Annotated in this window: 13 protein-coding genes; 5 read left to right on the top strand and 8 right to left on the bottom strand. The window is 68.0% G+C overall.

The window, feature by feature from the left end:
* Positions 1 to 155 precede the first annotated feature (155 nt).
* Positions 156 to 989 carry a TonB family protein gene (locus AX709_RS07290; protein WP_066548266.1) on the top strand — a complete coding sequence of 278 codons (834 nt, stop codon included), beginning with the start codon at positions 156 to 158 and terminating at the stop codon, positions 987 to 989.
* On the opposite strand, the gene rlmN is transcribed toward AX709_RS07290, so the two are convergent.
* From rlmN to AX709_RS07275, 3 genes are all read right to left on the bottom strand, one after another.
* Positions 979 to 2,166, bottom strand: a complete 1,188-nt coding sequence (gene rlmN / locus AX709_RS07285) for a 23S rRNA (adenine(2503)-C(2))-methyltransferase RlmN (protein WP_082731672.1) — start codon at positions 2,164 to 2,166, stop codon at positions 979 to 981. The genes AX709_RS07290 and rlmN overlap by 11 nt on opposite strands.
* Positions 2,167 to 2,271: 105 nt before the next feature.
* Positions 2,272 to 2,793, bottom strand: coding sequence for a hypothetical protein (locus AX709_RS07280; RefSeq protein WP_066548263.1), 522 nt, complete (start codon positions 2,791 to 2,793; stop codon positions 2,272 to 2,274).
* Positions 2,790 to 3,446, bottom strand: coding sequence for a histidine phosphatase family protein (locus tag AX709_RS07275; RefSeq protein WP_082731671.1), 657 nt, complete (start codon positions 3,444 to 3,446; stop codon positions 2,790 to 2,792). Before AX709_RS07275 ends, AX709_RS07280 begins: the two co-directional genes overlap by 4 nt.
* A 135-nt stretch (positions 3,447 to 3,581) precedes the next feature.
* Between AX709_RS07275 and AX709_RS07270 the strand changes: the two genes are divergently transcribed.
* Together AX709_RS07270 and dnaN are read left to right on the top strand one after the other, a co-directional pair.
* On the top strand, positions 3,582 to 4,241 hold the full coding sequence (locus AX709_RS07270; RefSeq protein ID WP_066483309.1) for an outer membrane protein: 660 nt from the start codon (positions 3,582 to 3,584) through the stop codon (positions 4,239 to 4,241).
* A gap of 185 nt (positions 4,242 to 4,426) precedes the next feature.
* Positions 4,427 to 5,551, top strand: a complete 1,125-nt coding sequence (dnaN, locus tag AX709_RS07265) for a DNA polymerase III subunit beta (RefSeq protein ID WP_066548259.1) — start codon at positions 4,427 to 4,429, stop codon at positions 5,549 to 5,551.
* A gap of 217 nt (positions 5,552 to 5,768) precedes the next feature.
* Here dnaN and AX709_RS07260 read toward each other — a convergent pair whose 3' ends face one another.
* On the bottom strand, positions 5,769 to 6,428 hold the full coding sequence (locus AX709_RS07260) for a hypothetical protein (RefSeq protein WP_066548250.1): 660 nt from the start codon (positions 6,426 to 6,428) through the stop codon (positions 5,769 to 5,771).
* Positions 6,421 to 6,639 carry a helix-turn-helix transcriptional regulator gene (locus AX709_RS07255; protein ID WP_066483317.1) on the bottom strand — a complete coding sequence of 73 codons (219 nt, stop codon included), beginning with the start codon at positions 6,637 to 6,639 and terminating at the stop codon, positions 6,421 to 6,423. The genes AX709_RS07260 and AX709_RS07255 overlap by 8 nt, the downstream gene beginning before the upstream one ends.
* A 164-nt stretch (positions 6,640 to 6,803) precedes the next feature.
* On the opposite strand from AX709_RS07255, the gene AX709_RS07250 reads away from it, so the two are divergent.
* The gene (locus tag AX709_RS07250) at positions 6,804 to 7,562 is read left to right on the top strand and encodes a Coq4 family protein (RefSeq protein WP_066483318.1); all 759 of its coding nucleotides are present in this window, start codon (positions 6,804 to 6,806) and stop codon (positions 7,560 to 7,562) included.
* A gap of 33 nt (positions 7,563 to 7,595) precedes the next feature.
* Here the strand turns inward: AX709_RS07250 and AX709_RS07245 are convergent, their stop codons facing one another.
* Genes AX709_RS07245 through AX709_RS07235 form a run of 3 tightly spaced genes read right to left on the bottom strand, consistent with a single transcriptional unit; the run spans position 7,596 to position 9,648 of the window.
* Entirely contained in the window at positions 7,596 to 7,961 is a 366-nt protein-coding gene (locus AX709_RS07245; RefSeq protein ID WP_066548248.1) for a VOC family protein, read from the bottom strand.
* 55 nt (positions 7,962 to 8,016) lie between these two features.
* Positions 8,017 to 8,901 carry an LOG family protein gene (locus AX709_RS07240; protein ID WP_066483323.1) on the bottom strand — a complete coding sequence of 295 codons (885 nt, stop codon included), beginning with the start codon at positions 8,899 to 8,901 and terminating at the stop codon, positions 8,017 to 8,019.
* Positions 8,902 to 8,943: 42 nt separating this feature from the next.
* Entirely contained in the window at positions 8,944 to 9,648 is a 705-nt protein-coding gene (locus AX709_RS07235) for an extensin family protein (RefSeq protein ID WP_066548245.1), read from the bottom strand.
* A gap of 321 nt (positions 9,649 to 9,969) precedes the next feature.
* Here AX709_RS07235 and AX709_RS07230 point away from each other — a divergent pair.
* Positions 9,970 to 11,068, top strand: a 1,099-nt coding sequence (locus AX709_RS07230; RefSeq protein ID WP_066548243.1) for a phosphoserine transaminase, incomplete at its 3' end; no start/stop codon positions are given.

The following is an 11,068-nucleotide window of genomic DNA, read 5'->3' as shown; positions in this document are numbered from 1 at the left end:
GGAGCTTCCTGCCGATCTCGTCGGCAAGCTGGCGGGACTGGCGTTGATCTGACGCGCGCGGCCGCAGGGCAGGTCTTTTGCGCGGACTTGTCGCCACGAAGCGGCTTTCCGCCAATTTTCTTGCCGGTCGACCGGCATTACGTCATTTTTCGCGGATGCAGTCGGGCTACGCCAGATATGCCTTTGCCCAGCCGACGGCGCGCACCCGGCGCGAGCGGGCCATTTCCGCCTCGCTGTCCGCTGCAATCCTTTTTCTGCTCGGGCTGTTGCTGTTCACGCTCGGTGTCCCGCCCGTCATCGCCCCGGCGGTGGAGGCACCGTTGCTGACCGAGTTTGTCGCGCTGCCCCGCATGCCGGCCCCCGAGCGTCGGGCCCAGGCCGAGCCCGACGTTCCGCGCCGGACCGTAAGCGGCGGCAGCCCGAGGCCGGCGGGTCCGCCGGACGCTGTCCGGCATCCGGCCGACGCAAGGGGTGCGCCGCCCGATCCGACGACCGACCCGCCACTGAAGCTGACCGAGGTGCCGCTGGTGCCGCCGCTCCCCTTGCCGCTGCCATCGATCGACGACGGGACCGCGCGCGCTGGCCGCGGCACTGCCGACGGTGCCGGTTCGCTCGGGTCTGGGATCCAGGGCCTTGGTGGCACTGGGAGCGGGCGCGGCCGGGGGGCCGGCGATGGCGATGGCGCCGCGCCGACGATCGTGCCGCCGCGATGGGTCTTCATCCCGACCGAACGGGACCTGGCACCGTTTGTGCCAGCGGCCGCCCGGCGCGCACGGGCATCGGGGACGGTCTATCTTGCCTGCCAGGTGATGAAGTCGCGGCGCTTGCACAACTGCAGGATATTGTCGGAGCAGCCGTCGGATATGGGATTCGGTTCGGCATCGCTCGCCGCGTCACGCAATTTCCGCGTCTACCCGGAAATCAGGGACGGCAAGGCCGTCAACAATGTCTGGGTTGGCTTTCCGATCGACTGGACGTTCAAGCCCTGACCACCGCCTCGCGATCGCGCTCGGCCCGGCTCTTCTTGGTCGCAGCTGTTTTCAGCTGGCCGCACGCGGCATCGATGTCGCGGCCGCGCGGCGTGCGGACGGGGGCGGAGATGCCGGCTTCGAACACGATGTTGGAGAAGGACTTGATCCGCTCGGGCGTCGAGCATTCGTAATCGGTGCCCGGCCACGGGTTGAACGGGATCAGGTTGACCTTGGCGGGCAGGCGATAGCGGCGCAGCAGGCGCACCAGCTCGTGCGCGTCGGCGTCGCTGTCGTTCTTGTCGCGGATCATCACATATTCGAACGTGATCCGCCGCGCATTGTTGGCGCCGGGATAGTCGGCGCATGCCTGCAGCAGTTCCTCGATCCCGTATTTGCGATTGAGCGGCACGAGCTCGTCGCGCACGTCCTTGGTCACCGCGTGGAGCGACACCGCCAGGTTGACGCCGATCTCCTCGCCCGCGCGTGCCATCATCGGCACGACGCCGCTGGTCGACAGCGTGATCCGCCGCTTGCTCAGCGCCAGCCCGTCGCCGTCCATCACCAGCCGGAGCGCGTCGCGCACCGCGTCGAAATTATAGAGCGGCTCGCCCATTCCCATCATCACGATGTTGGTCAGCATCCGCCCGTCGGGGCTGGACGGCCATTCGCCCAGCGCATCGCGCGCCAGCATCACCTGGCCGACGATCTCGCCCGGCGTCAGGTTGCGGACCAGCCGCATCGTGCCGGTGTGACAGAAGCTGCAATTGAGCGTGCAGCCGACCTGGCTCGATACGCACAAGGTGCCCCGATCGGCATCGGGGATGAACACCATCTCGAAATCCTGCGCGCCCTGGCCGTCGCCGGCATCGGCCCGCAACAGCCATTTGCGCGTGCCGTCGCTCGACACCTGCGCCTCGACCACCTCGGGGCGGCCGATCACGAACCGTTCGGCGAGCCAGGGATGCTGGGCCTTGGCGATATCGGTCATCACCGCGAAATCGGTCGCGCCGCGATTATAGATCCAGTGCCACAATTGCTTGGCACGCAGCTTGGCCTGCTTCGCCTCCATCCCCGCGGCGATCAGCGCCTCGCGCACGCCCTCGCGCGGCAGCCCGATCAGGTCGACGCGACCATCGGCGCGCACCGCCGGGCCACGCGGCACGGGCACGGGGTCGATACGCCCGGGGGCGGGCATGGGCACGGTCGATGGGGAAAGCATCGCGGCCATATAGTCGTCTCGCACGACTTTCGCCAGCATGGGCGCCAGCATGGGCGCCAGCATCGCCGCCAGCCCGCCGGGTCAGCGGCGCGCGACGCTTCCCGAACAGGCCAGCACCGCCGCATCGATCGCCGTCGCCGCGCCGTCGAGCGCATAGACATCGGCAAAGGGCACCCCGGCCGCGGTCACGCTCTCGATGCTCAGGCTGCGCGCGGTGCGCATCGCGGCGATGATCGCGCGGTCGGTCGCGGCATCGGGTGCCCACGCGTCGGTCGGTCCCGCAAGCAGGGCAAAGCGGCGCTCGCCGACCGCCAGGGTGACGCGCGCGCGGCGGTCAACCGCACGGCTCAGCCGGACATGCAGCTGGCCGCGCGCGCCGGTGCCGGGCCAGCGCGCGATGCTCAGGAACGGGCGCCATGCACGGCTGCGCGGCGATCGCACCGGCCGGCTGATCGCAAAGCATCGGCGCGGCGCGTCGTCGCGAAACGCGCCCCAGCGGCCGTGCACGCCGATCGTCTCGCGCGCCGCCTGCGCCGGCATTGCGGTCAGCAACGCGGGAGCGATCAGCAACGCGGGGGCGATCAGCAGCGCGCGACCCCTCATGCGTGCCCGCCGCCATCGCCGCGATGGATGACATGCTCGACGCCCCGCGCGATCCGCACGATCGATCCCTGCGGCAATCCGGGGGCGACGGGCGCGCCCAGCGTGGTGGCCGGGGCCAGTCCCGTCATCACGCCGCGCAGCACGCGGCTCGACACGCCGTGCATGATGACCAGCCGGTCGCCGGGGTCGGCGTCGGTCGCGTCGAGCCACGACGTCACGCGGGCCGCGATCTCGGGATAGGTCTCGCCATCTGGCGCGGGGCGCAGCGACCGCACCTCCGGGTCGATCACCGATCCCGCCTCGGCGATCACCGCGTCATAGCTGCGCCCGCCCCAGCTGCCCATGCCGATCTCGACCAGCCGCGCATCGACCTGCGCGGCGTGCCAGTCGAGCTCGAGATGCTCGGCGATCACCGCCAGCGTCTGCAGCGCGCGTCCGGTCGGCGACGACCACAGCGTCAATGCGGGCCTCGGCCCCAGCAGCGCGCGCAGCCGTGTGCCCATCGCGTCGGCCTGGGCAAAGCCGGCGCGGGTTAGCGGGGTGTGGAGCTGCTCGCCCTGCAACCGGCGCGTCGCGTTGAACACGGTTTCGCCATGCCGGGCGATGAAGTCGCGGCCCGGCCGGTTCCGGGTCGCCGTCGCGTGATCTGCCATCGCCGCCATTTCAACCCCCTGTGGCGCAAAAGCAACGGAAATCCTTGTTTATCTGGGGTTCATGCAACGCCTTCGCGCGCTCCCTAGTTAGCGCCTCCCACCCCGCGATCGGGGTGTGGAAGTTCAGGAGTATCTATGCGTTACGTATTTCTCGTCGCCCTCGCCGCCACGTCGGCCTTGGCCACGCCCGCTTTTGCCCAGGACGCTGACCCGACCTTCACGGGGCCGCGGATCGCGGTGCTCGGCGGCTATGACGGCATCCGTCCCGGCAGCAGCGAGGACAGCGATCTCGAAGGCGACGACCAGACGGTCGACGGCTTCCTCTATGGGGTCGAGGCCGGCTACGACATCGCGATCGGCTCGCGTGCCGTGATCGGCGCCGACCTGGAATATTCGGATTCGACCGGCAAGGTCGAAACCGACACCGCCGATCCCGAATTTTTCGGCTTCGGCCGGGTCAGCACCGGCCGCGACCTCTATGTCGGCCTGCGCGCCGGCCTGCGCGCGGCGCCCAACACGCTGGTCTATGCCAAGGGCGGCTACACCAATGCCCGACTGAACGTGCGCGCCAATGACGGCACCACCGAATTCCGCGAGAATTTCGAGGTGGACGGCTGGCGTCTGGGTGCGGGGCTGGAGCAGGCGCTGGGCCCCAACGCGTTTGCCAAGGTCGAATACCGCTATTCGAACTACTCGAACGCGAATTTCGAATTTGCCGACGGCGCGGTCAGCGGCGACTTCGACATCGATACCGACCGGCACCAGGTCGTCGCCGGGCTCGGCTGGCGGTTCTGAGGACCGATGCACCGCCCCGGGGAACCATGCCCCGGGGCGGCGTCACAAAATCGTCGGGAAGGGCCGGGGCCGCTTGCTCCGGCCCTTTTTCACGTTAGAGATGAACGGGTGGCGAAGCGCCACGCCCGCGGGCCCATGCCTGCCGGGACAGGAAGAATAGGGCGCGCACCGGGGGTTTTGGGACAATGAAGGCGACGATCGAACGCGCAACCTTGCTCAAGGGGCTGAGCCACGTGCATTCGGTGGTCGAGCGGCGCAACACCATCCCGATCCTGTCCAACGTGCTGATCGATGCGACCGGTCAGGGCGTGATCCGCCTGATGGCGACCGACCTCGATCTCCAGATCGACGAGACGCTGCCCGCCGCGATCGACCAGGCCGGGGCGATCACTGTGCCCGCGCACATGTTGTTCGACATTGCGCGCAAGCTGCCCGAGGGCGCACAGGTCCAGCTGTCCGCCGCGGAGGGCCGGCTGACCGTCGTTGCCGGGCGCGCGCGCTTCAACCTCTCGACGCTGCCGCGCGACGATTTCCCGGTGATCGCCGAGGGCGAATTGCCGACCAGCTTTGAGCTGTCGGCGGAACTGCTCAAGCAGATCATCGACAAGACGCGCTTCGCGATCTCGACCGAGGAGACGCGCTATTATCTGAACGGTATCTTCCTGCACGTCAGCGAGGATGGCGGCGCGGCCGGCCAGCCGGTGCTGAAGGCGGCGGCGACCGACGGCCACCGGCTTGCCCGCGTCACCGTGCCGCGTCCGGACGGCGCGGATGCGATGCCCGACGTCATCGTGCCGCGCAAATGCGTGAACGAACTCAGGAAGCTGCTCGACGAGGTCGACGGCTCGGTCGGCGTGTCGCTGTCGGGATCGAAGATCCGCTTCGACCTCGGCCAGGCGATCCTGACCTCGAAACTGATCGACGGCACCTTTCCGGACTATAACCGCGTCATCCCGACCGGCAACGACAAGCTGCTCAAGCTCGATCCCAGGAGCTTCATGGCCGGGGTCGACCGCGTGTCGACGATCGCCACCGAAAAGGCGCGCGCGGTCAAGATGGCGCTCGACCGCGACAAGGTGACGCTGTCGGTGACCAGCCCCGAACATGGCGCCGCGGCGGAGGAAGTCCCCGGCGACTATGCGTCGGAATCGTTCGAGATCGGCTTCAACAGCAAATATCTGATGGACATTCTCGGCCAGATCGAAGGCGACACGGTCGAGGTGCACCTGGCCGATGCCGGATCGCCGACGCTGATCCGCGAGAATGACAAGTCCGCCGCGCTCTATGTGCTCATGCCCATGCGGGTGTGACGACGCCGATTTGCGGCGTGATGACCTATGATTGATCCGCTCTTTCTGAGCGGCTGACCGAATGCAGATCGTCTCGAAACGGAATCTGCTTTTTCCGCGTCACCCCGGCCTTGCGCCGGGGTCCCGCTGCCTGATCCAGCAGAAGATAGCGGCCCCCGGCGCAATGCCGGGGCGACGCGCAAATCCGCGTCTCGCCTCGACCGATATGCATATCGGGTCAGACCCGCGCCAGGCCGAGCCGCACGCCGACGACCATCGACGCGACCAGGTAGACCGCCATGGTCACGATCGCGGCGATCCAGGTGCCGAAATCGGGCAGCAGGCCGATCCGCGCCAGCGCTGCCCAGGTGAACAGGGCGAGCTGCAGGCCCCAGAAGCACGCGGCCCCCGTCTGGACGATCATGGTCCGGGTCAGTTCATCGCTCATCCGCCACAGCCGCCCGTTCAGCCAGGTCTGTGCGACGATCAGGGCGAGCAGCGCGATCGCGGTCAGGCTGCGCGCGGTGTCGGTCAGTTCGGCCGCCACCGCCAGCGGAGGCACCGCGAGGACCGCGCCGGCGATGACGCACACCACCGCCTGGATGCGTGCCGACCGGATCGCGGCCGGATCGACCGGATCGGTATCGCCGGGCTCGCGCTGTTCGACCGCGCGCGCGAACCAGGCGCTGCGCGTGGAGACGATCGCGACCCAGACGCCCATCAGGACCAGCAGGAACGCCAGCGCCAGCGCCAGCACGTCCGCCGGCGGTATCGGCTCGACCCCGTCGAACAGGCCGTTCTGCGCGATCAGTCGACCGACCGCATAGCCGGCCGCACCGCCCAGCGCGGCGAGCAGGGCGATGCGCAGCAGCTTCGCGCGCAGGCTCAATTCACGCATCGGGAGCCCCGACAGGTTCCCATTCGTCAAGGAAGATGGCATCGACAGGCACTCCGAAAATCTTGGCCATGCGCAGCGCGAGCGGCAGGCTCGGGTCGTATTTGTCGGTCTCGACGGCGTTGATCGTCTGACGCGACACGCCCAGCCGCTGGGCAAGATCGCCCTGACTGATCGCCATCTCCGCCCGCAACACCCGCAACCGGTTCTTCACCCGTCCCTCACCGCATCGATCCGCGCCGAAGGTGACAACCATTGCCGACCTTCTGACAAGAGCTCTTTACATGATTCGCATGAAATGTCCAGAGCTCTTGTCATCCTTTCGACTTGTGTCGGTCGCCATGATCTATTAACAGTTATGTCAGTAACGGGGACGACATGGCAACGACCTTCGATACGAACGTGAATCCCGGCATTCCGACGCGGCGCGACTGGGGGGCGGCGTGGCGCGCGCTGCGCCGGCTGCTCGCCGACGGCAACGACACGGTTCAGGTGTTCCGCATCATGCGCGCGCTCAACGGCGACACCTCGCACCGCAATTATCGCCGGCTGCTGTCGACGCCGCAGGGCGGGCGGATCGCCTATGCCCGGGTCGAACTCGCCCGGCGCTTCGCCGACCGCGAATGGCTCGCGTCGCTGCCTGCGGACAGCGTCGGCGCGGCCTATCTCGCCTTTCTCGACCGCACCGGCTTTTCCCCGGATGGCCTCGCCGATATCGCCAATGCCGACAATGAAGGCTGGCGCGACGCGCCGCATCCCTATGCGTGGTTCGGCCGGCGCGAGCGCGACATCCACGACATCTGGCACGTGCTGACCGGCTATACCGCCGAGGAGCATCTGGGCGAAGCCTGCCTGGTCGCGTTCAGCTATGCGCAGACCGGCGGTCTCGGCTGGGCGTTCATCGGCGCGGGCGCGGCGCTCAAGAGCCTGCGCGTCACCGGCGAACGCCATTTCGCCGCCGCGGTGTGGGAAGGCTATCGCCATGGCAGGCGCGCCGCCTGGCTCCATGCCCAGGATTACGAGGCACTGCTCGCCGAACCCCTTGCCGCCGCGCGTCGACGTCTCGACATCGCCGAACCCGTCAAATACCGGGCCGCCCAGGCGCGGCTGGCCGAACAGGGCACGCCGGGCATCTGAGCCTTCCGCGCGGGCCGGCCGCGCGATCCAGGCTCAGCGTTGCTGATAGATGATCGTATTGCCGCTCGGGTCGTCGATATAGACTTCGCGCGTGCCCCAGCTCTGGTCCAGCGGACCTGCATGGACCGGCGAATCCGCGCGCGTCGGCACCGCCAGCCCGCGATCGACGAAAGCGGCGAACCGCGCGTTGATATCGTCGCAGATGACGATGAACGACGCGCCGCCCGCCGCGCGGTCGCCATGCGCCAGTTTCAGCTGCACCTCGTCGGCACCCCTGCGCAGCACGGCATGGAATGGCGCGTCATCCGGTGTGGCCACGACCAGCGCGAAGTCGAGCAGGTGCGTGAAGAAGGCGATCGCCTCCGGCACGTCGCGGACGATCAGCACGGGGATCATCATCGCAGGCTCCGAAATCGACCGACCGGGAATTGCATGCCCGCCAATGGCCCCAGGCTCAGCGCGCGTCGCCGTTCGCGGTCTTCTGTTCCCAGAATTTCTGGACGATCGCCCAGCCTTCCTCGGCGGTTTCGACAAAGGTGATGAGGTCGAGGTCGCGCGGGCTGATCACGCCCTCCTCGCACAGCGCCTCGAAATTGACGACGCGCTCCCAGAATTCGCGGCCGTAGAACAGGATGGGGATGCGATCGACCTTGCCGGTCTGAATGAGCGTCAGCAGCTCGAACGATTCGTCGAACGTGCCGAAGCCGCCGGGGAACACCGCGACCGCGCGCGCGCGCAGCAGGAAGTGCATCTTGCGAAGCGCGAAATAGTGGAACTGGAATGACAGGCCCGGCGTGACATAGGGGTTGGGTGCCTGTTCATGCGGCAGGACGATGTTGAGCCCGATCGATTCGGCCCCGACATCCTGCGCGCCGCGATTGGCGGCTTCCATGATCGAAGGCCCGCCGCCCGAACAGACGACGAAATGGCGCTGGCCGGCTTCGTCGCAGGCGCACTGGCTGCTGATACGGGCAAGCTCGCGCGCGACCTCGTAATAATGCGACTTGGCGATCAATCGCTCGGCGATCCGGCGCGCATTGTCATCGCTGGCGATGTCGCGCAGCGCCTCCGCCTTGGCCGGCTCGGGGATGCGGGCGGAGCCATAGAAGACGAAAGTCGATGCGATCTTCGCCTCGTCGAGCAGCAGCGCGGGCTTGAGCAGCTCGAGCTGAAACCGCACCGGGCGCAAATCCTCGCGCAACAGGAACTCCATGTCCTGGAACGCCAGCCGATAGGCGGGGTGCGCGGTCTGGGGCGTGTCGTGCGGGGCGGCGCGCGCGGCTTCGGCTTCTTCTTCGGCGCGACGGAACACGCGGCTGGGAACTCGGGTCTCGGTCATGCGCGCGGCTTTATCGCCTGTTCTGGCAAAGCGAAAATGGTTTCAGCGGCAAAACGGCTTGCCACCCAGGTCGAAATGAAAGTGATTGTAATGCGCGGCGTTATATTCGGGGCCGAGCACGGTGGTGAAGCGCCGGCACGCCGAGTGGTGGACGATGCGCAGAAACTCCTGTTCTTGAGGGTCGTCGGCGCGCCAGCCCTGTTCGACCGAGACGCGGCGGCCATCGGCCAGCACGAAGGCGGCGACATCGACCGCGTTGGCCAGGCCGTGCTGCGAAATCTTGCCCGCCGTCGCCGGACCGCCGCCATTGATGCCGCGGCAGGAATAGGTGCCGAACGTCTCGACGCGCACCACGTCGCTGCCCAGGATCTGGCGCGCTGCCGGGCGGACGCCGTTGAACACCCAGGCGACGAAATGCCGGGCGAGCGGGCAGCGCATCGATTTGAGCCCGACCGTCGGCGTGCCGTAATCGAGCAGCTGGATCGCGCCGGTGACGATGCAGCCGCTGCCATAATCGCGGTCGGGCAAGGGCGAATAGCGGACGCCCAGCGCGGTCAGATCGGCCATGCACGCCCGCGTCGCCGCCGGATCTGGGTCGATCGCGGGAACCGGCCCGCTGGCGCGCGGGCGGATCGCGGGGCGCGGCGGCGGCTCGGGCGAGCGTTCGCCGGCGCAACTGGCGAGGAGGATGGCGAGCGTGACGGTGACGAGCGCCCGTCGTTGCCAACGCGTTCTTGAATCGATCATGTCGCCCCGGAACCACAACTCAACACCAACCGCACTTAAACGCCATGAGACCCGTTCGTGTCGAGCGAAGTCGAGACGCATGGTGCATCGGGCACGTTTCTCGACTTCGCGCGAACCAAACGATGTTGACGGGTTGAACCCAGCTCCACGCTATCCGCCACCCGAGCCGACCTCCCTGTCACCCCGGCCGCTCGCCCGCGCCCGCACCACGACAGAAAATTACCCGAAACGAGCGATTGACTTCGCCGCGCGCGGCTCTAGGGCCGTCGGCGGGCCACGCGGTCCCAACGCCGCGCGTGCTCTCTGCAAGGAGAGACTGACATGACTGACCTCGCCACCGCCGGCGCCACCCTTGCGCCTGCCAAGCCCGCCACCCGTCCGGCGCGCCCCTATTTCTCCTCCGGCCCCTGCGCCAAGCCCCCCGGCTGGGATGCCGCCAAGCTCGCCGGCGCCTCGCTCGGCCGTTCGCACCGCTCGAAAATCGGCAAGCAGCGCCTGCAATATGCCATCGACCTGATGCGCGAGCTGCTCAAGCTGCCCGACACCCACCGCATCGGCATCGTTCCCGGCTCCGATACCGGCGCCTATGAAATGGCGATGTGGACGATGCTCGGCGCGCGGCCCGTCACCGCAATGGCGTGGGAAAGCTTCGGCGAGGGTTGGGTGACCGACGCGGTCAAGCAGCTGAAGATCGACCCCACCGTCACCCGCGCCGATTACGGCCAACTGCCCGATCTGGGCGCGGTCGACTGGACCCACGACGTCCTGTTCACCTGGAACGGCACGACCAGCGGCGTGCGGGTGCCCGATGGCGACTGGATCGCCGCCGACCGCGAGGGGCTGTCGTTCGCCGATGCGACCAGCGCGGTGTTCGCCTATGACCTGCCTTGGGACCGGATCGATGTCGCGACCTTCAGCTGGCAGAAGGTGCTGGGCGGCGAGGGCGCGCACGGCGTCCTGATCCTCGGCCCCCGCGCGGTCGAACGGCTGGAAAGCTATACCCCCGCCTGGCCGCTGCCCAAGGTGTTCCGCCTGGTTTCCAAGGGCAAGTTGGCCGAGGGCGTGTTCAAGGGCGAGACGATCAACACCCCCTCGATGCTGGCGGTCGAGGATGCGATCTTCGCGCTCGAATGGGCAAAGTCGGTCGGCGGCGCCGACGGACTGATCGCGCGGTCGGATGCCAATGCCGCAGCACTCGACCGGATCGTCGCGGCACGCGACTGGCTCGGCCATCTCGCCGCCGATCCGGCCACCCGCTCGACCACCAGCGTCTGCCTGACCGTTGCGGGTGCCGACGAAGCGTTCATCAAGAAGATGGCCGGTCTGCTCGAGGCCGAAGGTGCGGCGTTCGACATCGCCGGCTATCGCGATGCCCCCCCGGGCCTGCGCATCTGGTGCGGCGCGACCGTCGACACCGCCG

It is taken from the genome of Sphingomonas sp. CCH15-F11, assembly GCF_001557005.1.
Classification (GTDB): Bacteria; Pseudomonadota; Alphaproteobacteria; order Sphingomonadales; family Sphingomonadaceae; genus Sphingomonas.
Note: the sequence above shows the minus strand (reverse complement) of the source record. Positions and strands in the feature narration are given on the sequence as shown.